The 21,498-nt window shown below is 69.7% G+C and carries 20 protein-coding genes and 1 pseudogene; 14 read left to right on the plus strand and 7 right to left on the minus strand.

From position 1 onward, the window contains the following. The first annotated feature begins 14 nt into the window (after positions 1 to 14). The 4 genes from ACFZDJ_RS36725 (at position 15) to ACFZDJ_RS36740 (ending at position 4,564) form a co-directional block, all read left to right on the plus strand. On the plus strand, positions 15 to 1,778 hold the full coding sequence (locus ACFZDJ_RS36725; RefSeq protein ID WP_391065476.1) for an FAD-dependent monooxygenase: 1,764 nt from the start codon (positions 15 to 17) through the stop codon (positions 1,776 to 1,778). Positions 1,779 to 1,894: 116 nt separating this feature from the next. Beyond that, complete coding sequence (locus ACFZDJ_RS36730; protein ID WP_384921944.1) at positions 1,895 to 2,677, plus strand: CoA transferase subunit A; 783 nt, start codon at positions 1,895 to 1,897, stop codon at positions 2,675 to 2,677. Continuing rightward, positions 2,677 to 3,321, plus strand: a complete 645-nt coding sequence (locus ACFZDJ_RS36735; protein WP_385385512.1) for a CoA transferase subunit B — start codon at positions 2,677 to 2,679, stop codon at positions 3,319 to 3,321. Before ACFZDJ_RS36730 ends, ACFZDJ_RS36735 begins: the two co-directional genes overlap by 1 nt. Positions 3,322 to 3,373: 52 nt before the next feature. After that, positions 3,374 to 4,564: an acetyl-CoA C-acyltransferase gene (locus ACFZDJ_RS36740; protein ID WP_391065480.1), complete on the plus strand. Its 1,191-nt coding sequence runs from the start codon at positions 3,374 to 3,376 to the stop codon at positions 4,562 to 4,564. A gap of 16 nt (positions 4,565 to 4,580) precedes the next feature. Here the strand turns inward: ACFZDJ_RS36740 and ACFZDJ_RS36745 are convergent, their stop codons facing one another. Next, a complete protein-coding gene (locus ACFZDJ_RS36745; protein ID WP_168504994.1) occupies positions 4,581 to 5,042 on the minus strand; it encodes a MarR family winged helix-turn-helix transcriptional regulator in 462 nt (153 codons plus the stop codon). A gap of 85 nt (positions 5,043 to 5,127) precedes the next feature. On the opposite strand from ACFZDJ_RS36745, the gene ACFZDJ_RS36750 reads away from it, so the two are divergent. From ACFZDJ_RS36750 to ACFZDJ_RS36760, 3 genes are all read left to right on the plus strand, one after another. Further along, on the plus strand, positions 5,128 to 5,688 hold the full coding sequence (locus ACFZDJ_RS36750; RefSeq protein WP_067375024.1) for an NADPH-dependent FMN reductase: 561 nt from the start codon (positions 5,128 to 5,130) through the stop codon (positions 5,686 to 5,688). Positions 5,689 to 5,871: 183 nt separating this feature from the next. Next, positions 5,872 to 6,867, plus strand: a complete 996-nt coding sequence (locus tag ACFZDJ_RS36755) for an LLM class flavin-dependent oxidoreductase (protein WP_391065482.1) — start codon at positions 5,872 to 5,874, stop codon at positions 6,865 to 6,867. Between the two features lie 627 nt (positions 6,868 to 7,494). Further along, positions 7,495 to 7,623 carry a hypothetical protein gene (locus tag ACFZDJ_RS36760; protein WP_391065484.1) on the plus strand — a complete coding sequence of 43 codons (129 nt, stop codon included), beginning with the start codon at positions 7,495 to 7,497 and terminating at the stop codon, positions 7,621 to 7,623. Between the two features lie 330 nt (positions 7,624 to 7,953). On the opposite strand, the gene ACFZDJ_RS36765 is transcribed toward ACFZDJ_RS36760, so the two are convergent. After that, positions 7,954 to 9,072: a SpoIIE family protein phosphatase gene (locus ACFZDJ_RS36765; protein WP_391065487.1), complete on the minus strand. Its 1,119-nt coding sequence runs from the start codon at positions 9,070 to 9,072 to the stop codon at positions 7,954 to 7,956. A gap of 598 nt (positions 9,073 to 9,670) precedes the next feature. Here ACFZDJ_RS36765 and ACFZDJ_RS36770 point away from each other — a divergent pair. After that, positions 9,671 to 10,201, plus strand: a complete 531-nt coding sequence (locus ACFZDJ_RS36770; protein WP_391065971.1) for a DoxX family membrane protein — start codon at positions 9,671 to 9,673, stop codon at positions 10,199 to 10,201. Positions 10,202 to 10,438: 237 nt separating this feature from the next. Here the strand turns inward: ACFZDJ_RS36770 and ACFZDJ_RS36775 are convergent, their stop codons facing one another. Continuing rightward, positions 10,439 to 10,888 carry a MarR family winged helix-turn-helix transcriptional regulator gene (locus tag ACFZDJ_RS36775; protein WP_168505006.1) on the minus strand — a complete coding sequence of 150 codons (450 nt, stop codon included), beginning with the start codon at positions 10,886 to 10,888 and terminating at the stop codon, positions 10,439 to 10,441. A gap of 75 nt (positions 10,889 to 10,963) precedes the next feature. On the opposite strand from ACFZDJ_RS36775, the gene ACFZDJ_RS36780 reads away from it, so the two are divergent. Together ACFZDJ_RS36780 and ACFZDJ_RS36785 are read left to right on the plus strand one after the other, a co-directional pair. Further along, positions 10,964 to 11,791, plus strand: coding sequence for an SDR family NAD(P)-dependent oxidoreductase (locus ACFZDJ_RS36780; RefSeq protein WP_391065490.1), 828 nt, complete (start codon positions 10,964 to 10,966; stop codon positions 11,789 to 11,791). A gap of 414 nt (positions 11,792 to 12,205) precedes the next feature. Beyond that, complete coding sequence (locus tag ACFZDJ_RS36785; RefSeq protein ID WP_391065492.1) at positions 12,206 to 14,317, plus strand: acyltransferase family protein; 2,112 nt, start codon at positions 12,206 to 12,208, stop codon at positions 14,315 to 14,317. A 235-nt stretch (positions 14,318 to 14,552) separates the two neighbouring features. Here the strand turns inward: ACFZDJ_RS36785 and ACFZDJ_RS36790 are convergent, their stop codons facing one another. Together ACFZDJ_RS36790 and ACFZDJ_RS36795 are read right to left on the minus strand one after the other, a co-directional pair. Next, positions 14,553 to 14,708 carry a DUF6131 family protein gene (locus ACFZDJ_RS36790; protein WP_095856802.1) on the minus strand — a complete coding sequence of 52 codons (156 nt, stop codon included), beginning with the start codon at positions 14,706 to 14,708 and terminating at the stop codon, positions 14,553 to 14,555. 115 nt (positions 14,709 to 14,823) lie between these two features. Beyond that, positions 14,824 to 16,155: pseudogene (locus ACFZDJ_RS36795) on the minus strand (PP2C family protein-serine/threonine phosphatase); the annotation flags it as partial. On the opposite strand from ACFZDJ_RS36795, the gene ACFZDJ_RS36800 reads away from it, so the two are divergent. After that, complete coding sequence (locus tag ACFZDJ_RS36800; protein WP_385382150.1) at positions 16,055 to 16,867, plus strand: SAM-dependent methyltransferase; 813 nt, start codon at positions 16,055 to 16,057, stop codon at positions 16,865 to 16,867. The pseudogene ACFZDJ_RS36795 and the gene ACFZDJ_RS36800 overlap by 101 nt on opposite strands. Positions 16,868 to 16,985: 118 nt before the next feature. Here ACFZDJ_RS36800 and ACFZDJ_RS36805 read toward each other — a convergent pair whose 3' ends face one another. Next, positions 16,986 to 17,390, minus strand: coding sequence for an ANTAR domain-containing protein (locus tag ACFZDJ_RS36805; RefSeq protein WP_390933941.1), 405 nt, complete (start codon positions 17,388 to 17,390; stop codon positions 16,986 to 16,988). Next, positions 17,387 to 17,623 carry a hypothetical protein gene (locus tag ACFZDJ_RS36810; RefSeq protein WP_390933940.1) on the minus strand — a complete coding sequence of 79 codons (237 nt, stop codon included), beginning with the start codon at positions 17,621 to 17,623 and terminating at the stop codon, positions 17,387 to 17,389. Before ACFZDJ_RS36810 ends, ACFZDJ_RS36805 begins: the two co-directional genes overlap by 4 nt. 132 nt (positions 17,624 to 17,755) lie before the next feature. On the opposite strand from ACFZDJ_RS36810, the gene ACFZDJ_RS36815 reads away from it, so the two are divergent. The 3 genes from ACFZDJ_RS36815 (at position 17,756) to ACFZDJ_RS36825 (ending at position 21,493) form a co-directional block, all read left to right on the plus strand. After that, complete coding sequence (locus tag ACFZDJ_RS36815; protein ID WP_390933939.1) at positions 17,756 to 18,130, plus strand: MarR family transcriptional regulator; 375 nt, start codon at positions 17,756 to 17,758, stop codon at positions 18,128 to 18,130. Positions 18,131 to 18,620: 490 nt separating this feature from the next. After that, positions 18,621 to 19,184 carry a hypothetical protein gene (locus ACFZDJ_RS36820; protein ID WP_391065495.1) on the plus strand — a complete coding sequence of 188 codons (564 nt, stop codon included), beginning with the start codon at positions 18,621 to 18,623 and terminating at the stop codon, positions 19,182 to 19,184. After that, positions 19,184 to 21,493 carry an ABC transporter substrate-binding protein gene (locus ACFZDJ_RS36825; protein ID WP_391065498.1) on the plus strand — a complete coding sequence of 770 codons (2,310 nt, stop codon included), beginning with the start codon at positions 19,184 to 19,186 and terminating at the stop codon, positions 21,491 to 21,493. Before ACFZDJ_RS36820 ends, ACFZDJ_RS36825 begins: the two co-directional genes overlap by 1 nt. Positions 21,494 to 21,498 lie beyond the last annotated feature (5 nt).

A 21,498-nucleotide genomic window follows, 5' to 3' on the forward strand; every position in this document is an offset into this window, starting at 1 on the left:
CCTGGAGCAGTCTCATGGACTCGACCCGCACCTACGACACCGACGTCCTCGTGGTCGGCAGTGGCCCCGCCGGTGGATCCGCGGCCCTGCTCCTGGCCACGTACGGCATTCGCACCCTGCTCGTCACCAAGTACGGCTGGCTGGCCGACACCCCCCGTGCGCACATCACCAACCAGCGGACCATGGAGGTACTGCGCGACCTCGGCGTGGACGGCGAGGCCGCCGCGGCCGGGAGCCCCGCCGAACTCATGGGCGACACCGTTCTGTGCACCGCCCTGGCCGGCGAGGAGATCGGCCGGATCCGCAGCTGGGGCACCGGCCCGCACGCGGCGACCGAGTACGGTGCCGCCAGCCCCGCGCAGATGATCGACCTTCCGCAGACCTTTCTGGAACCGATCCTGGTGAAGAACGCCGCGGCGCGGGGAGCCAAGATCCGCTTCGACACCGAGTTCCTCAGCCTGGAACAGGACGCCGACGGAGTCACCGCCCGGCTCCGGGACCGGGTACGCGGAGACGAGTTCACCGTGCGGGCCCGCTACCTGATCGGTGCCGACGGCGGCCGCAGCAGCGTGGCGGAGCAGATCGGACTGCCGATCGCCGGGCAGAGCGGCAAGGCCGGCAGCATGAACATCGTCTTCAAGGCCGACCTGTCCCGGCACGTGGCCCACCGCCCGAGCGTTCTGTACTGGGTGATGCGACCCGGCGCCCACATGGGCGGCATCGGCATGGGGCTGGTGCGCATGGTGCGGCCGTGGAACGAATGGCTGCTGGTGTGGGGATACGACATCGACCAGCCCCCGCCCCACATGGACGAGGCGACCGCCCGGGACATCGTCCACGACCTCATCGGCGACCGCGACATTCCCGTCGAGATCACGTCGAGCTCGCTGTGGACGGTCAACCACAGCTATGCCACGACGTATTCGGCCGGGCGGGTCTTCTGCGCCGGGGACGCGGTCCACCGGCACCCGCCGTCCAACGGCCTCGGCTCCAACACCTCGATCCAGGACTCGTACAACCTCGTCTGGAAGCTCGCCATGGTCATCCGCGGTCAGGCCGGACCGGAACTCCTCGACACCTACACCACGGAGCGGGCACCGGTCGGCCGGCAGATCGTCGATCGCGCCAACCTCAGCCGTGACCAGTTCGGCCCGATCTTCCAGGCACTGGGACTCGACGAGTACAGCGAGGAGGAGGACATCGTCGACGGTCTCGCCGCGTGCCGCAGCGGGACGGCCGACGGCACCAAGCGCCGGCAGGCGCTGGAAGAGGCCATCCAGCTGAAGAACTACGAGTTCAACGCCCATGGCGTCGAGATGAACCAGCGCTACGACTCCTCCGCGGTCGTCCAGGACACCGGCGCCGCCGAGGAATGGACCCGGGATCCGGAGCTCTTCCACCAGCCGACGACCCGCCCCGGCGCGAAACTCCCGCACGCCTGGCTCGTCGACGGCAACGGCCACCGCCTGTCCACGCTGGACGTCGTCGGCAAGGGAACCCTCACGCTGATCACCGGCCTGTCCGGTGAAGTGTGGGAGTCGGCCGCGGCCGACTGCGCCGAGGCCCTGGGGATTCCCCTGAAGTGCGTCCGCATCGGCGCCGAGGACAGCCGCGACGCCTATGGCGAGTGGCGCCGGACATCGGAGGTGGCCGAGGACGGATGCCTGCTCGTCCGCCCGGACGGACATATCGCCTGGCGGGCCTCCTCGGCGCCGGACTCCGACTCCGCGGCCTACGGCCAGCTGCTCGAAGCCGTGAGGACCGTACTGCACCGTTGACGACCGCGACGCGACACCCGCGTACAGCCACACACTCACACCCCCACACGGAAACCCGCACACAGGCAGTCACGGCTCGGGGCGAGTCTGCCGGACCGGAACGGAGCGCAGTGCACATGGACAAGGTGGTTGCCACGGCCGAGGAGGCACTGGCCGACGTCATGGACGGAGCGTCCCTGGCCGTGGGCGGCTTCGGCCTCAGCGGCGTCCCCGACGTGCTGATCCACGCGCTGTACTCGACCGGCGTGACCGGGCTGAGCGTGGTCTCCAACAACTGCGGCGTGGACGGCGGCGGCCTGGGCATCCTGCTCGCCGCCGGTCGCATAGCCCGCGTCACCGGCTCGTACGTCGGCGACAACAAGGAGTTCGCCCGCCAGTACCTCTCCGGTGAACTGCTGGTCGAACTGACGCCGCAGGGCACGCTCGCCGAGCGTCTGCGCGCCGGCGGATGCGGCATCCCCGCCTTCTTCACGCCCGCCGGTGTCGGTACCCAGGTCGCCGAGGGCGGCCTGCCCTGGCGGTACGCCCCCGACGGCACCGTGGCCGTCGCCTCACCGCCCAAAGAGGTCCGCGAGTTCGACGGCCGGCGTTACGTGCTCGAGCACGGCATCACCACCGACTTCGCGCTGGTGCGGGCCGCCAGGGGCGACCGACACGGCAATCTCGTCTTCCACCGCTCGGCCCGCAACTTCAACCCGCTCGCCGCGATGGCCGGCCGCGTCACGATCGCCGAGGTCGAGCAGTTGGCCGAGCCCGGCGAGCTCGACCCGGACGAGATCCATCTCCCCGGCGTGTTCGTCCAGCGTGTGGTGGAACTGACGCCGGAACAGGCCGCGGACAAACACATCGAACGGCGCACTGTCTCCGCGCCGTCGCAACGAGGGACGGTGCGGCACTGATGCCATGGACCAGGGACGAGATGGCCGCGCGCGCGGCGGCGGAGATCCAGGACGGCGACTACGTCAACCTCGGCATCGGACTGCCCACGCTGGTGCCCGAGCACGTGGCCGAAGGAGTGCACGTGGTCCTCCAGTCGGAGAACGGTGTCCTCGGCGTCGGACCGTACCCGGCCGAGGAGGACGTGGACCCCGACCTGATCAACGCGGGCAAGGAGACGGTCACCGTACTGCCGGGTGCGAGTTTCTTCGACTCCGCGTTGTCCTTCGGAATGATCCGGGGCGGTCACATCGACACCGCCATTCTGGGCGCCATGCAGGTCTCCGCCACCGGAGACCTCGCCAACTGGATGATCCCGGGCAAGATGGTGAAGGGCATGGGCGGTGCGATGGACCTCATCCACGGCGCCCGCCGGGTCGTCGTCGTGATGGACCACTGCGCCAAGGACGGCAGTCCGAAGCTCGTCGACGCGTGCACCCTGCCCCTCACCGGCGTGGCGTGCGTCGACCGTGTCATCACCGACCTCGGCGTGCTGGACGTCACCGAGGACGGGCTCGTCCTCGTGGAGACCGCTCCCGGCGTCAGCACGGACGAGATCGTCAGCCGTACCGCCGCGCCCGTGCGCGTGCCGGACCCCGTCGGCTGATCCCGCTTCAGTACTCCCCCTCCCAACTTCCCCCCCACCAAAAGGAGTCCCGATGAACGAGCGCCTGCGGGACGTCTACGTCGTCGACGCCGTCCGCACCCCGATCGGCCGCTACGGCGGTGCCCTGTCCGCCGTGCGCCCCGACGACCTCGCCGCCGGAGTCGTACGTGAACTGCTCCGCCGCAGTCCCGCCCTGGACCCGTCCCTCATCGGTGACGTGTTCTTCGGAAACGCCAACGGCGCCGGGGAGGACAACCGGGACGTCGCCCGTATGGCCGTGCTGCTGGCCGGTCTTCCCGTGACGGTCCCCGGAACCACCGTCAACCGGTTGTGCGGCTCGGGGATGGAGGCGGTCATCCAGGCCGCCCGCGCGGTGGCGCTCGGCGACGCCTCTGTCGCCGTGGCCGGCGGAGTGGAGTCCATGAGCCGCGCCCCGTGGGTCCTGCCCAAACCGGAGCGGGCCTTCCCGGTCGGCAATCAGCAGCTGTACTCCACCACCCTCGGCTGGCGGATGGTCAACCCGCGGATGCCCGATGAGTGGACCATCCCGCTCGGCGAGAGCGCCGAGCTGATCGCCGACAAGTACGGCATCACCCGCGAGGCCCAGGACGCCTTCGCGCTCGCCAGTCACGAGAAGGCCGCCCGGGCGTGGAAGGAGGGTGCGTACGACACCGAGGTGGTCCCCGTCGAGAACGTGGACCTGCCCCGCGACGAGGGGATCCGGGACAACACCTCACTCGAAGCGCTGGCCCGCCTCAAGCCGGTCTTCCGTGCGGGCGGCACGGTCACGGCCGGCAACGCCTCGCCTCTCAACGACGGCGCGGCGGCCCTGCTGCTGGTCGACGAGGCCGGACTGGCCGAGACGGGGCGCGAGCCGCTGGCCAGGATCCGCGCCAGTGCCGTGACGGGCATCGAGCCGCAGTACTTCGGCCTCGGCCCGGTCGACGCCATCCGCAAGGCCCTGACGAAGGCGGGCCGCACCTTGGACACCCTGCACACCGTCGAGCTCAACGAGGCGTACGCCGCCCAGGCGCTGGGCTGTCTCGCCGCCCTGCCGGAACTCGACTCCGGCATCCTGAACCCGAAGGGCGGCGCGGTCGCCATCGGGCATCCCCTCGGCGCCTCCGGCGCTCGCATCACCGGAGCGGTTGCCCATCAGCTCGCACAAGCGGGCTCGGGCACGGGCCTGGCCGCGCTCTGCATCGGCGTCGGGCAGGGCTTGGCCCTGGTCCTGGAGCGCTGAAGCGGCCACCTCCGGGTCAGGGTGTCGTCGCCACACGTTCCAGTGCGGCGGTGAGTGCGGCGAGGTCGTGGCCCGCGAGGTTGTCGAGGACATGCCGTCGGATGCTGGCCAGGTGGGCGGGCCAGGCCTCCTGGAGGCGGGCGAGGCCGTCGTCGGTGAGGACGGCGTTCCAACCGCGCAGGTCTTCCTGGCACTTGGCTCGTTGGACGAACCCCTGCTTTTCGAGGCGGTTGACGACACGGGTCATGCCGCTGAGCGAGAGATTGCAGGCGGTGGCGAGCTCACTCATCCGCATCCGGCGGTGGGGCGCCTCGGACAGGAACATGAGGGGGGTGTACTCGGAAAGGGGCAGCCCTCCGTCGCCGACCATGTCCGCGTCCACCATTCGTGGCAGCGCCATCATGACGTGGGCCAGGGCGCGCACGAGCGATTCCTCGGTCTGGTCCAAGGGGCGCAGGGGCTGTTCGTCGTAGGGCATGCCTCACACCCTATCTCCTTGACACGGCAAGCACTCATACATTTACTTGACTCGACAAGCACACATACAAGCGAAGGTGCAAAACATGACAAGGATCGGGATCATCCTCGGCAGCACGCGCCCCGGACGTAACGGCGAGGCCGTCGCCCACTGGGTGCACGAGCTGGCCACGCACCGCACCGACGCGCAGTACGAGCTCGTCGACCTGGTGGACTACAAGCTGCCGCTGCTGGATGAGGCCTATCCGCCGGCGATGGGCCAGTACAGCCAGCCGCACACGCAGCAGTGGGCCGCGAAGATCGCCTCGTTCGACGGCTTCGTCATCGTGACCCCCGAGTACAACCACTCGGTGCCCGGCGCGCTGAAGAACGCCATCGACTTCCTGGCGGCCGAGTGGGCCAACAAGGCCGTCGGCTTCGTCAGTTACGGCTCCACCGGCGGCGTCCGCGCCGTCGAGCACCTGCGTCTGATAGCCGGTGAACTGCAGATGGCGGACGTCCGCTCCCAGGTGGCGCTCTCCCTGTTCACCGACTTCGAGAACTTCAGCGTCTTCAAGCCCGCCGACAGCCACCGTGACGCCGTCACCGCCACCCTCGACCAGGTCGTGGCGTGGAGCAACGCCCTCGCTCCGCTGCGCGTCGGCTGAGAACAGGAATCACGGGGCGCCGCCCACTCACACCCCGCACCGGCGCCCGACACCGGTGCGGGGTGTCGGGCCCGAGCCCCCTTTCGACCGTTACGGGAAAAGAGAAATCCGCCGATGTCAGAACGTGCCGCCTCCCCCGCGGGTGGGCACCCGATCACGCTTGGACTGGACACGTTCGGCGACGTGACCGACGACACCCAGGGCCGACCGCTCTCGCACGGCGAGACGATCCGCAACCTGGTGGCGGAGGGGATCCTCGCCGATGAGGTCGGACTCGACCACTTCGCCATCGGTGAGCACCACGTCGACTGGATGCCGCTCTCGGCGGCGGATGTGGTGCTCGGGGCGATCGCGTCGCGTACCTCGCGCATCCGTCTCGGATCCGGTGTCACCGTCATCAGCTCGGACGATCCCGTTCGGGTCTACCAGCGGTACGCGACCCTCGACGCCGTGTCCGACGGCCGTGCCGAGGTGATTCTCGGCCGGGGCTCGAGCACGGAGTCCTTCCCGCTGTTCGGCTACGACCTCGGCGACTACGACACCCTCTTCGAGGAGAAGGTCGGCCTCTTCGCCGAACTGCGCAAGGAAAAGCCCGTCTCCTGGTCCGGCAGCACTCGGCCGGCGCTGGCCGACCAGCCCGTCTACCCGCACAGCGAGTCCGGAGCGATCCCCACCTGGATCGGCGTCGGCGGCAATCCTCAGTCCGTCGTCCGTGCCGCACGCTACGGATTCCCGCTGATGCTCGCGATCATCAGCGGTCCGACGGCACGGTTCGCGCCCTTCTCGCAGCTCTTCCGCCAGGCGCTGGAGAAGTTCGACCGGCCCGACCTGCCGGTCGGGGTGCACAGTCCGGGGCATGTGGCCGCGACCGACGAGCAGGCGGTGGAGGAGTTCTGGCCGTACTACGAGAAGACCATCCGCATGATGGCCCGGCAGCGAGGATTCCGCGTCCCGACATTTGAGCACTTCATGAACGATGTCGGTCCTGGTGGCGGGCTGTTCGTCGGATCACCGGAGACCGTGGCACAGAAGATCGCCACGACTCTCCGGGAGCTCGACGCCAGCCGTTTCGACCTCAAGTACGGGATGAACGGTCTGCCGCACGAGACGCTCATGACCACCATCGAACTCTTCGGCACCAAGGTGGCCCCACGGGTGCGGGAGCTGATGGCCTCGTGAGGTGGTCCACCCTCAAGCCGACCGGCGTCGCCGTCCAAGCCGCCTGCACCCCGTGATGGCTGACACGGATGCAGGAGGGTCGCGATCGTGGGAGCACGCGACCCATCGGACACGGCTGTAGCCGTGTCCGTCGGGGCGGTATCCGTGGCCCGCGCACCGAGTGCGCGACGGAGGGCCGACGGATACCGCCCCTTCCCGTCACTGACGCCGCAACCTTCGGCCCGTGCCGTGCGTCCACCTGACGCGAGCCGAACGAATCCGCGGGCGAGCCATTTCGGCACGGTCGGCCGAATCGGTCCACCTCACCGGCCAGGGGGCGATGTGACACTTGACGACGGAGAGCACTCTTTCCGTGAAACCGTGTGCGGCGGTTCTTCTGGCTGCCACGGCAGGCCTCTCGCGATGCCGCCCCTGTCCGGACCCTGGCGCGGGTCTGGGTCTTCGTGGTCGCGGCGGGGGCCGGCGCCGCCACCCTCGGCTGGGGGGACATGATGGTGGTCGTGATGTTCGTCGGCATCGTGCAAGCCCTCCTCGACGACGTGATCAAGGGGGTACGACATCGCCGGCCGGACTTTTGTCACCGCTCTGTCGGCAGGATGGTCCGCGGACAGGCTCACCAGAGCCGTGGTGTCCGCTCCCGCCGATCCCGACTGGGCCGACTGGGCCGACTGGGCCGACTGGGCCAGCCTCGCGTGCGGGAGTCTGGCCGCCTTCGTGGCTGTCACGCATCTACCGGCCGACCCCCGGCGCGCGTGACGTTCAGCCGGCTCGGCCGGTACAGGACCGAGCACTGCCTCAGCTCACGAACTCTTCGTCCCCGTAGCGCACCTCGGCTTTGTTCCGGTCGACGCCGAGTTCGACCGTGAACCCGCAGTGGGGCAACCCCGAGCGGCCGGGATTGCCTGTGCGCTTTCCGCGCCCGCAGCTCCCAGCGCCAGGGCGGCAACCGTGGCCAGGAGGTGTAACTGCCGCCGCGTGATGACGTTCTTCATGCCGTGATCAACGAGTCTTGGCCGACTTCGTTGCGTCACCGCCCGTGCTGCACCGCGAATCCGACCGCGGGCCCCGACCACGGCATCCGGCCACTTACTCCGGGTACTCCGGTGCCTGGGTGTTCGGGCTTCTCACTGCGAGGGCCGCGATGTCGTCGTTGAGCCTTCCGCCGCTGTGGTGGAGCAGGTCCTGGTGAAGCCGGTCGAGCAGCTCACGGGGCGACCTCGGGCCCTGCCGCCGCATCCAGTCCGGGAGCGGGAAGAACTCGCCGGTGCGGTCCCGGGTCTCCGTTACGCCGTCGGTGTAGAGCAGCAGCTGATCGCCCGGGGTGAAGGCGACGGTGTCGACGCAGTAGTGGTCGCCGATGAGCGCCGCGAGGTGGAGAGGCGGCGAGGGAGCGGTGGGATCCAGGACGCGGATCTTCCCGCGATGCGAGAGCAGCGGCGGCGGGTGCCCACAGTTGAGAAGTCTGACGTGGCCGCCGCCGTGCGGGATCTCGACGATGAGAGCGGTGGCGAAGCGCTCCGGCAGGTCCTGCGCCGGAAACGCGGCGCTGTGCCGGATGATGCTGATCTCCAGACGCTGGATGACGCCTCTCAGGTCGGGCTCGTCGTACGCGGCCTCCCTGAAGCAGCTGATCACCGCTGAGGCCGCCCCCACCGCGGACAGGCCCTTGCCGCGTACGTCGCCGATGAGCAGCCGGACCCCGTACGGCGTGGCGGCCGCTTCATAGAAGTCGCCGCCGATCCGGGCCTGTTGTTGGGCCGCCAGATACAGCGACTCGATCTCGACGTCGTCCATGCGGCGCGGCAGAGGGCGCAGCAGTACCTTCTGGGCCGCGTCGGCGACGAGGCGGACGTGGAAGAGCGCCTCCTCCCGCTGGAGTCGGACATGGCTCGCGTATGCGGCCGCCAGGGTGACCGCGACGATCGCAGCCGCGGTGTACTGCGTCCCCAGGTCGGTGTAGACGAAGCTGAGGCCGATCATGACCAGCAGGCAGAACGTGCCCAGCAGGATCGTGGGGAGTACGGGCCACATCGCGGCGGCGAGGGCGGGGGCGGCGGGCAGAAGTCGGCTGACGGCGATCTCCCTCGGTGTGGAGAACGCCAGGCAGGTGATGATGAGGGTGAGGATCACCGGTGACAGCGGGGCAGCTTCCCACCAGCCACCGCCGAGGGAACGACGGCGCCGCAGCCGTCCGGACATGATCACAAAATGCATCATATCGGTCGAAGTGGACATTGAGCGGGGCGCCGGGCGGTCAGGCCCGGCGCGAGGCAGGGCGGGTGACGCGCGGCGGGACGGTGGAGTGGCGGATCCGAAGCGTTCGGTGCGAAAGGCGGCGACATCCCGCACCACGCGGACGAGTAGATCGCCGACCGCCTCGACGAAGCCGGCGAGACCGCGGACGTTGAGGGCTTCCCGAAGGGAGCCGGGCCGTCAGCTCTTCCAGATCGGCCTGTCCGATGAGGCCGGGCTTGCTCACGAGTGCTCAGATACCTTCCCCGTCGAACGGTCGACCATGGGGAAAGGAATGGAGTAAGGAATGGAGTAAGGATGGGGGAGTGCGGCCGTATCGCCGCACGACAAATCGACCGGCGGCCTGACGCGATCCCACACGAGAATGTCCTTTCCGGCCGCGTGCGGCAGCGTTGTGGCCCTGCGTACATGGCGTCATGAAGGTCTTGAAGTTCTTGCACGCGTCATGGCGACCGGACCATCAGCTCTGCGAGCTCCTGGATGGTCAGCCGGTACCGCTCCGGAGCACGCTGCAGAGAAGAGCACCCCCGTGAATCACATAACGCAGCGACTGCGCTCTTCTACCGCCCCGACAGTCGACGCCCCCTCGCGGGCAGCGGTCTCCGCCGCTGACTGCGGTCTGCTTCTCATCAGGCTTACGTTCGGCCTGCTCATGGGAGCACACGGCGCCCAGAAGCTCTTCGGGATATTCGGTGGCGACGGCCTCACCGCTACAGGCAGAGGATTCGCCGCGCTGGGGTACCGTCCCGGAAAGGTCTACGCCGCCATAGGCGGCGGCTCCGAATTCCTGGGCGGCATCGGCTTTGCTCTGGGGCTGTTCACGCCGCTGGCGGCGGCAGCCCTGATCGGCGTGATGATCAATGCCATGGCGACCGTGTCCGGGGCGCATGGATTGTGGGATACCCAAGGCGGTGTGGAGTACAGCGTGTGTATCACTGTCACCGCACTCGCCGTCGCGGCCATCGGCCCGGGAAACCTGGCCGTCGACCGTCTTTTCCCTTGGGGCAAGGGAGGCTGGGCCGAAGCGGCCCTCGCCCTGTTCCTGGGCGGCATAGGCGCCGCGATCGTCCTCATCCTCTAGCCGTTCTCCAGCCACGCCACGGAGTCATTCCGCCGATCAGGTGGGAGGGCCACACGGAGGGCTCGCCGGGTCGGGAGCCGTGAGGTGGGCTTCGGCACATCGGCTGAAGGCGGTCACGAGACGGCTGTGCGGTCGCCGGCGCGGGTGGCCGACACGACGTGGCTGGGTTGGCCCTCCAAGGTGATCAGGTCGGAGTACACCTTCAGACGTGCACCGGGGCGGTGGCCGATACCGCCATCAGTCCTTGAGCTTGAGGAGAATGCGGGCCAGTTCCTCGAGTTCGGCCGGGTCCAGCCTGTCCGCCAGGACGGGAGCCAGGGTTTCGCGGCGGGCGGCGTCCGCGCGCTCGAAGAGGTCGCGGCCCTGCGGTGTGATGGTCACCTCGACGGACCTGGCGTCGGTGGCCGAAGGGGCGCGGGTGACCAGTTCGCGGGCCTGGAGGGCGTCGATCACCCGGGAGACCTGGCTGCGGCTGATCAACGCGCAGGAGCCGAGATCGGTGGCCGACAGCGGCCCGTCCTGGTGGTAGAGCCAGAGCAGTACCTCGAACCATGAGGCCGGCAGGCGGAAGCCCTCCTCCAAGCGGGCGCTCGCGCGTGAGGTGAGGGCACTGCTCACCCCCACGAGGCGGTAGTACGCCTGGTCCTCGACAGGCAGTTCTGCCTGCTTGAGCTTGATGTCCGTCACCAGGCGAGTCTACCAATTTGCGTGCACGCACACACAACATTAATGTGTGTGTACACGCAACCATGGAGGTTCGTCATGAAGATCGCCCTTGTCACCGGCACGTCGACCGGCATCGGCCTGGAAACCGCCGTACTCGCCGCAAAGGCGGGCTACGAGGTCGTCGCGACCATGCGGAACACCGACAAGGCCGCAGCGCTGCTCGAGCGGCTGCCCGACGCCGACGTCCGACAGCTCGACGTGACGGATCCGGACTCGGTCAGGGCCTGCGTCGACGGTGTGATCGCCGACCACGGACGGCTGGACGCGCTGATCAACAACGCCGGGGCCGGACACCTGGGCACCATCGAGCTGGAGAGCGTCGACGACGTCCGCGACGTCATGGAGGTCAACTTCTTCGGAGTCGTCCAGGTCACCAAGGCCGCGCTGCCGTACCTTCGCTCCGCCAAGGGGCGCCTGATCACGGTCACCAGCATCGGAGGCGTCGTCGGCCAGCCGTTCAACGAGGCCTATTGCGCTGCCAAGTTCGCGGTCGAGGGCTGGATGGAGAGTCTCGCCCCCGTCGTCGGCAAGCTCGGTGTCGCGGTGAGCGTGATCGAGCCCGGCGCGGTGGCCACCGAGTTCGTCGCGAACGTGCGGGCCGACCGGGACGTCGAGGCCCTGGTCGCCGGAGCCGGGGACTACCAGTCGGTGATCAACGGATATCTGGCCCGCACCCAGCAGGCGTTCTCCTCGGCGCAGTCGGCCCGGGAGTGCGCGGAGGTCGTCGTGGGCGCGCTGACCGCCGCCGAGCCCCGGTTCCGCTACCAGAGCTCCGAGTCCGCGGCCGGCTTCACCGCGGTCAAGCTGGCCGACGCCGACGGCTCGGCCGTACAGGCTCTCACCACTTCCTGGCTCGGGGCGTGAACAGGGAGGACTGAGCCGGAAGAAACGTGCAGTTCATCGTCGATGCCGGCCTGGTCGTCCCCCGTCGCGAACACCCCGGCCGACCGCTCCTCGCCGGTGAAGAGGAGGACGGCGGCCCCGCGGACACGGCCCGCAGGGCGTCGGCGGTTTGTCGCCGGGCGACTGGACGGGCTTGTTGACGCCCAGGAGACATGGCGCAGTGGCGACCACGTAGGCGCCTCGTCCAGAGGCCAGGCGGCCCTCCCTCATTCGACCGCCTGACATCCGCATGGCGGGGTCACCCCTCCGGCCGACGGGATCCGCACGGGCACGCCGGGGATTCCCGTGAAGTTGAGGCGTTGTTCATCCGAACTCCGGGCGGCGGCCGGACAGTACGGCATCAATCCATGTCAGTCCCCCAAGGAGTTGCGCCTGATGCCGAGCACCACGCCCGCCGAGGTCCGTACCATCCCAGCGGGCGGCAGAAACGCACCACCCGGACGCCACGCCTTAAGGTTGGACATCCAGGGGCTGCGCGCGGTGGCCGTCACGCTCGTGGTGCTTTCCCACGCCGGAGTGCCGCAGGTCAGCGGCGGATACGTCGGGGTCGACGTCTTCTTCGTGATCTCCGGCTTCCTCATCACGTCCCTGCTGCTGCGCGAACTCGCCACCACCGGCCGCTTGTCGGTCCGCACCTTCTACGCCCGCCGGGCGCTGCGGCTGCTGCCCGCGTCGTCCCTGGTCATCGCGGTCACGCTGGCCGGGTCATGGCTGTTCCTGTCGAAGGCGCGGCTCGCCGAGTACGCGGGCGACGCCCTCGGCAGCGCGCTGTACGCGGTCAACTTCCGGCTGGCGGCGGCCGGTACGGACTATCTCGCCCAGAACAGTCCGCCTTCGCCGTTCCAGCACTTCTGGTCGCTCGCCGTGGAGGAGCAGTTCTACCTGGTGTGGCCGCTGCTCCTGCTGCTCAGCTGGCGGACCGCCCGCGGCCGGCGCCGGCTGATCGCTCTGGTGCTCGGGGCGCTGTGCCTGGTGTCGTTCGTGATCAGTGTCCTGGTGACGAACTCCTCGGCGCCCTGGGCGTACTTCGGCTCCCCCACCCGGGGCTGGGAGCTCGGCGCCGGCGCGCTGGTGGCGCTGGCCACGGCACGGCTGGAACGGCTGCCCGCCGCCCTCGCGGCCCCGCTGACCTGGCTCGGCCTGGCCTGCGTCGTGCTGGCGGCGGTCCGGTACGACGCCGAGACGCCCTTCCCGGGCTACCACGCCCTCCTGCCGGTCCTCGGCGCCGCGCTCGTTCTCGCCGGCGGCTGCGCGCCCGCCTCGCACGGCGCGGAGTGGCTGCTCGGGCGGCGGCCTCTGGTGTGGCTGGGCGGGCTCTCGTACGGCTGGTACCTGTGGCACTGGCCGCTGCTGGTCGTAGCCCCGGTGGCGCTGGGCCGTACGGACGGCACCGCCGAGGTGCCGCTCGCACTCGGGCTGTGCGCCGTCGCGCTGGGCCTGGCCTGGCTGACGCTGCGCCTCGTCGAGAACCCGGTCCGCTTCCACCGGGCGTTCCGGGGACGGCCGCACCGGGCCCTGGCTCTGGGCGTCGGGCTGTCGGCGGGGGCCACGGTGCTGGCGCTGACGGCGGCGGCGGTTCCGCCGACGATCGAAGTGGGCGGGCCCGCGCCCGTACTGGCGGAGGAGCTGGCCGGCGCGCCGGACCCGCAGGCGCGGCTGGCCGAGCTCCTGGCGGCGTCCTCCGGCAGCCTGCCGAACAACCTCACCCCGGCCCTGCCGAAGGTGAAGTCCTCCCGGTCCGCGGTCTACCGGGACGGCTGCCACGTCGACTACGACAGCACGCGGAATCCGCCGTGCGTCTACGGCAACCGCGCTTCCTCCCGGACCGTCGTACTCTTCGGCGACTCCCACGCGGCCCAGTGGTTCCCGGCTCTGCAGGGCCTCGCGGCCGAGCGCGGATGGAAGCTGGTCTCACTGACGAAGGCCTCGTGCAAGACCGCCGGCGTGACCATCATCAACCGCCACAAGCCGTACACGGCCTGCGACACCTGGCGTTCCAACGCCGTGGCGAGGATCAACGCCCTTCACCCCGCCCTGGTGGTCGTCTCCTCCTCGGACGCGGGCGACCCCGCCCGGCCCGACGACGACACCCTGCGGCAGTGGACCACCGGCTTCGAGGACACCTTCCGGGACCTCGGCACCTCCGGTGCCCACGTCGCCGCCCTGCTCGACACCCCCTGGCCCAAGGGCGACCCGGTCGACTGCACCGCCGACAACTCCCTGCAACTGCACGCCTGCGCGAACCACCTGCCGGACGCGATCCACGATGCGACCCGCCAGACCGCCATCCGCGACGCCGCCGCCGCGACCGGCGCCACGGTCATCGACCCCCGACCCTGGGTCTGCGCGATCCGCACGGGCATCTGCCCCGTCGTCGTCGGCAACACCGTCGTCTACCGCGACGAAAGCCACCTCTCCGAGGCTTACGCCGCGGCCCTCACCCCTGTCCTCGCCGAGCCCTTGGACCGCCTCGTCGGCAGCTCCTGAACATCGATGCGCAACGCCCGCACCTGAGTTGACCGATGGCCTCGGCCCAACCGGGGGTGCGCCAGAGCGCCTGTCAGATCTGAGGTGTGGGTCCCCGGAGAAGATCCGGACACGGTGACCCACACCCCTGCGACGTTTCTGCGGACGGAGGACGGCTGCGTGGTGTACCGGGTCGGCTCCGGCGACCACCGCTTCACGACGTAAGGCACACACGGGCCTGCCCGCGCGGCCCCAGTCACCAGTAGTGGCGGCGACCACCGACAGCGTGTCCGGCAGCCCCGAGGATCCACAGGACGAGTCCGATGATCACAAGGATCACGCCGATCGTCCAAAGAATGCTGATGCCCGTGACGAAACCGACGACGAGCAGAATGATGCCGAGGACAAGCATTGCAACCTCCCGCAATGAGCCCCCCTCGTCCCTCCGTGTACCACCGCTGGGCAACTCCTAACGCGGTTGCGGCAGGCGATCGGGGGAGCTCTCCGGCTCCTGCGGTGAGGGTGGGCTCGTCGTACGTCCCCATGCCGAGTCCGAGGGGCAGGCCCGGGCTGTTGAGAGTGACCGGCCTGGTCCGTCCGCCCGGATCGCGGATCAGCGGGGGCGGGTGGCCGGCTCCGACGAAGGTGCAGATGCGGCGCCTCGCGTCCCACTCGGCGTACATGCACGTGGCGAAGGAAGCCCCCGGTGTGTCACAGGCGAGCGCGTCGAGGCGGCGCATCAGCGCGGCCGGGGAGATGTCCAGTCCCGCCAGGGTACGGACGGCGGTGCGCAGCTGGATCATGGCGACGGCCGATTCCGGACCGTGCCCCATGGCATCTCCGATGATCAGACTGACGCGGCCTCCCGACCGGGGCAGCACGTCGAACCAGTCCCCGCCGATGACGTTGTCGTGCCCGGCGGGAAGGTAGCCGTGGGCGATACGACATCCCTCGAGCACCTGCTCGGCGGCAGGGAGCAGGCTTCGGCGGATGGCCAGTGCCGTACGGCGTTCGCGTTCGTACCGGCGCGCGTTGTCCAGGGCCACACAGGCGCGCGCGGCCAGCGACTCCGCTGCCTCGGCGTCGGCGGGCAGGAAGGGCGCTTCGTCCGGGCCCCGCGTGCAGGCGATGAATCCGACGGCGATACCGCGCAGATGGAGCGGGACGACGAGGAAGGAAGCCGTGCGCAGGAGGACGTCCATGCGGGCGTCGCCGCCACCGGAGGTGCTGAGCCGCGCGGACGTATGGGCGTCGACCATGTCGAGCAGTTGCGCCTCGAGGGAGGCGATGGCACGTGTGTAGGGCGTCCCGCGCGGAAAGACGATGACCTCGCCGACCGGCAGCAGCCCCTCCCAGTCCTCGGGCGCGTCCGTTCCGATGCGCAGCGCCAGTCGGCGGGCCTCGATCTGCGGTGGTTCCGCGGAGGCGTACGCGTTCTCCTCCAGCAGCCAGCGCTCCAGCAGGTAGACCGAGGCCGCGTCGCAGAACCCGGGCGTCAGCGCGTGGACGACATGGCTGCCGGTCAGGCCCAGGTCGAGTTCCGAGCCGATGGCGTCGGCCGCGGGGAAGAAGGCCGGCTGACGGCGTGAACGCGTGGTGGCGGGTTCGTCGTCCGTGGGACATCGCGCTTCGTTCCGCAGGGTTGTGCCTTTCCGGTGGGGCTCGACTCCGGCAGCGTGGCCTGGGCATCGTCCCGCCACACATGGTCGGCAACTATATGATGGAGCCTCAAGATCACGTGTATGAAAGGGAGTTGAGTTGGCCGACAACGACGGTCTCCCGCAGGGGATCGATCCCGACAAGGCGAGCGTCGCCCGGATGTACGACGCGATGCTCGGCGGACAGCACAACTTCCCCATAGACCGGGAGGCGTTGGCGGCCTTCACGGCGATCGACCCCCAGGTGCGCACGCTGGCGCGGGCCAATCGCGCCTTTCTCGGCCGGGCCGTGCGTTTTCTGGTCGAGGCCGGGGTGCGGCAGTTCATCGACCTCGGATCGGGCATCCCGACACAGGGCAACGTCCACGAGGTGGCACAGGCGGCCAGCCCGGAGGCCCGGGTGGTCTACGTGGACAGCGACCCGGTGGCCGTGGCCCACAGCACTGCCCTGCTCGCCGACAATCCCGGCGCTGACATCGTCGATGCCGACATCCGCCGACCGGCCGAAATCCTGTCGTCCCCGCAGGTACGGAAGCTGATCGACTTCGAGCAGCCCGTCGCGGTGCTGATGATCACGATCCTGCACTTCATCACGCCCGAGGAGAACCCCGCCGGCATCGTGGCCGCGTTCCGGGACGCCCTGCCCGAGGGGAGCTGGCTGGCGCTCACGCATGCGACGAACCAGGATCGCCCGGACACGGCCGCCGCCGTGGGGCAGCTGTACCGGTCCAAGGCCACATCCCCGGTCACGGCCCGCTCCCGCGACGAGATCCGGGATCTCTTCGACGGCTTCGACCTGGTGGAGCCCGACCTGGTCTACGTACCCCTGTGGCGCCCGGCCCCGGACGACCACATCCCGGAGAACCCGTCGGAGTACTGGGTGTACGCGGGCGTCGGCCGCAAGCGTGCGTGACGGGGCTTCGGCGAGTTCGGCGAGTTCGGCGAGTTCGGCGAGTTCGGCGAGTTCGGCGAGAGGAACCTAGGCGTCAGCAGGAAACGGGGGCGCGGGCGGTAAGGCCGAAGGCCGGGGATCAGAGCGGGTCCGACGACAGATCGCGACGATGGTCGGACATCGGCAGCGTGCTTCTCTCACCGCCTGCCTGTGACCTCCGGTCGGCGGGAGAGCACCACTCGACGCTCGGATGGTTGGGGGCATGGGGACCGAGTACTTCGGCGACCGCCGTGGACACCTGCTGCCGGAGCGGGTCGGGAAGCGGGTCTCCGTTGACGGCACCGACCAGGTCCTCGGCGACATGGTGGACTTTGGTGTTGGTGTGCTGGGACACCTCGACCAATACACTCCAGGCGTCGTCGGCGCTAAGGCCGAACGAGGCCATCAGGACTCCCCGGGCCAGATCGATGACCGGCCGGGTCTGCATGGCCCGTTTGAGCTGGACGACTTCGGTGCGCAGGTCCTGCTCGGCGTCGCCGCTCAACCCATCCTCCTTGTGCGCTCTGTCGCTCTTGCCGGGATGCCTGTCACTGCCGTCGGCGGTCCGCCGATCGACCGCGTGAGGGCTTGGCGCAGGGAGCGCTGGAGTTGGTGCTCGGTGTCGATGTCACCGCAGACAGCGGCGACCGTCCGCTCACGGGCCGGACGTGCCACGGCCTTCAGAAGCGGGCAGAAGCCTTCGCTGCCGACCTGGACGGAGAGTGGACGTTCGTGCATGGCAGTCGCTCCTGGGGCATCCGCCTATCTCACTTCTCCAAGCGTCAGCCTTCAGATCCTCACACGTCAAGACATACAGGAACTTTCTTTCACCCTTTTGAATGCGCGAATGCAGGGCCGTATCCTCGAGACATGGGTGAAGTACCACAGGGACATTCCGGCTGGACCTTTCTCACCAACCACGCCCGGGTGCTGGCCGCCATCTCCAGGGATCAGGGAACCCGAATCCGCGACATCGCCGCACGGTGCAGACTCACCGAGCGCGCCGTCCAGAAGATCATTTCCGATCTGGAGCAGGACGGCTATCTCACCCACACCCGCCAGGGCCGCTCCAACATCTACCACATCGAACCGGGGACCATCCTCCGGCACCCGGCGGAGGCCGGGCTGAGCGTAGAGGGCTTGCTGACCCTCCTCGACCAGCACGACACACGGCGCGACGGCAGGCCGGAGGCCGAGCAGCACTCGCTCACGTTCGATCATTCCGCTCGGCGCGCGAAGGACTGACTTCCGAGTCCACCTTCGCCATCTTCGACGTGTTCCCCCGACGACGCCGCCCGCCGGGCCCACCTGGCCGACGGCGTGGGCGAGGCACTCACGGAAAAGGGACCCGAGCCGCTCCGTGAACGGCCCTCCATCGAGTACGTCGACGTGCTCGCGAGCAAGCTCCCCAATACGTGACCGATTACGTGTTTTCACTGAGGCTGCCGTCGTCGCAGCCGTCTACGTTCGAGGAGTCGGACGACACGGACGGTTTCGAGGGGACTGAGTGAAGAACAACTCCGCAGGTGGGCTCGGGAGTTGGGTGCCCCTTCTGATCGCAGGAAGTCTGCTGACCGGCTGTGCGGGCGCTTCCGGCGGTGCGGCCTCACCCAGCACCTCGCAGGGAACCCGAGGGACCCCTACAGGTGGTTCGAACGCCGCTTCCAGGTCAACACCCGAGACCGCACCTGTCCCCCGGACCTCGAAGGACGCGCGAAGACTGGTCGACTCCGTCGTGCTCGCCCCGAGCGACTGGGGCCGGGGCTTCGTCGCCCAGGATCCGGCCCGGAGCACTCCCGGTACCTGGGCCGTGCTGGACGGCGGCTGCCGCTGGCAGCGGGAGAAGCTCCCCCACGGGGTACTGGCCAGCACGTCCCGGTACAGCCGACTGACCGGGCGCGAGGGCAAGGGCACTGTCAAGGTGACGGCCGCGGCCACCGCGCACTCCTCCGTCCTCGGCGCCGACGACCAACTGGGCACCACCCTCGAGGAAGTTCTGCGCTGCCCACAGCAGCAGCCCCGGACCGACGAGCGGATCACGGGCCTGATGTCGCTCGGCACCCCCTTCGGCGCCCGCGAGCAGCAGTACGCCGACGACTCCGTACTCGAAGCGGGCCAGTACGTCGAGAAGGGCGGCGCACAGTCGTACCGGTGGATGGTCGCCCGGCTCGGCACGGTCGTCGTGGCCGTCTCGGTGACGGGCGCGAAGGGGCGCACCCAGCCGGAACTCGATCAACTGGGCACCAACGCCCTGGCGCAGATGCTGACCCGCGTCCAGCAGCGGTTGAAGGGGAAGTGATGGAACCGCTCCGTACGTCCGACCCGGCCAAGCTGGCGGACTACCGGCTGCTCGGGCGACTCGGCGCGGGCGGCATGGGTGTGGTGTACCTGGCCCGCTCCGCCGGGGGATCGCTGGTCGCGCTGAAGGTGATCCAGGCCGAGTACGCCGAGGACGCCGACTTCCGGGAGCGGTTCCGGCGCGAGGCGGAGACGGCCCGCAGGATGACCAGCCCGTGGGTGGCGTCCCTCGTGGACGCCGACCCCGAAGCGGCGGCACCCTGGCTGGCCACCGCCTTCGTACCGGGGCCCTCGCTCGGTGAGGCCGTCGCCGCGCACGGTCCGTTCCCCGCGCGGAGCCTTCGGGTGCTGGGCGCCAGGATCGCCGACGCACTGCGGGACCTTCACGCCGTCGGTCTCGTGCACCGGGACGTCAAGCCGGGCAATGTGCTGCTGGCGCTCGACGGACCACGCCTGATCGACTTCGGTGTGGCCCGCGACCCGGAGGACACCGCGCTCACGTCGACCGGCGTCGTGGTCGGCACCCCTGGCTTCCTGTCACCGGAACAGGCCCAGGGCGGGCGGGACTTGGGACCGGCCGGTGACATCTTCTCGTTGGGCTGCGTGCTGGCCTACGCGGCCACCGGCCGCCCGCCGTTCGGTACCGGTTCGCTCGACGCGCTGCTGTTCCGCGCGGTGCATGACGCGCCGGATCTGGAGGGTGTTCCGGAGGAGCTCGACCAGGTGGTGCGCGGTTGCCTGGAGAAGGACCCGCATCTGCGGCCCACGGCGTCGGCGCTGTCGAAGGCTCTCGCGGTCCCCGGGGCGGACTCCTCCACCACTCCCCTGCTTCCCGCGCAGGACGCTGCGCCCCCCGATCCCCGCGAGGCCCTGCGGGTGCGGAACCGGGCCTCCGAAGACAACGTCCCCGGCGACGAAGCCGCCTGGCTGCCCGAACCGTTGATCCAGCTGATCGCCGAACGGTCGGCCGCGGGGCTCGCGCTGCCCGGCATCGATGACACCGAGTTCGACTCCGCGGCGATCGGTTCCAGTGCGGCGGACGCGGAAGGCGCCACCGTACCGGCGCCCCCCTCGCCGCAGCGCCGCGCCGTGGGCAGACGCCACCTCCTGCTGGCCGGTGCCGCTACGGCCGTCACGGCCGGGGGCGGCCTGGCCGCCTGGGCGGCGCTTTCCGGTGACGGCGAGCGCAATGGCAACGCCTCCGGCTCGGCCTCGACGGTCGCCCGGCGCGTGCACACCATCGGGCTGCACGCCGACCTGACCGGTGATCAGAAGATGGTCGGCCAGGCTCAGGAGAAGGGACTGCGGCTCGCGGTCGCCGAGTTCAACGCCCCTGCGGACAGGCCCTTCACGCTCGCCGTGAAGACCGTGGACGACGGCGGCGATCCGGCCAAGGCGCCCGCCGCGGCGGAGCAGTTGGTCGCCGACCGTTCCGTCCTGGCCGTGATCGGTCCCACCACGGACGCCACCGCCCAGGCCTCGCTCGCGACGTACGACGCCGCTCTGCTGCCCGTCATCGCGGTCTCGCCCGGAGCCACCGTGCTGACGGTGATGGGCAGCCGGTCCCTCCTCCACGCCCGTCCCACGGACACGATCCTGCCCTTCTATCTCAGCGCGTATCTGCGCGGCATCGCGAAGTCGCGCACGATCGGGATCGTCGACGACCGGGCGGCGGACGCGTACGCCTGGGAGATCAGCAGCACGCTGAGCCGGGTTCTGCGGGACGCGAGACAGCCGGCCGTGCCGAAGGTGGTCAGCGCGTTGCGGACCGACTTCGGGCCGACCCTCGACGCCCTTCTCGACGGCGGAGCGGACTCCGTGGTCTTCGCCGGCTATCAGGACCGGGCCGCGTTGCTGGCACGGGAGCTGAAGAGCCGTGCCTTCCCGGGGGCCCGGACCGCCGCCGAGGGGGTGCTCGACCCCCGGTTCCTGTCGGCCGCCGGGGACGCGGCCGAGGGCTGGGTGATCGTCGCCCCCGTCATGGACTCCTCCGTGGCTCCGCAAGCCAGGGCGTTCGCGGCCGCGTACCGCAGGCGTTTCGGTGCCGAGCCGGAGCGGTACGCCGTGGAGGCCTACGACGTGGCCCGCCTCGCGGTGAGGACTCTGAGTACGCTGCCCGCCGCGCGCGTCACCCGCCAGGACCTGACGACCGCGCTCCGTTCGGCCACGTACCGGGGGATCACGAAGAACTTCGCGTTCGACAAGAAGACCGGGGCTCTCGTCATCGACGGCACCGGGGTCTTCCTGTGGAAGGTCACCGGCGGCCGGTTCCGGTACCAGGGCGTGGCGCCGTACCAGGTGTCCACCTGATGGGG

The sequence above is a fragment of the Streptomyces sp. NPDC007896 genome (genome assembly GCF_042959425.1).
Taxonomy (GTDB): Bacteria; Actinomycetota; Actinomycetes; order Streptomycetales; family Streptomycetaceae; genus Streptomyces.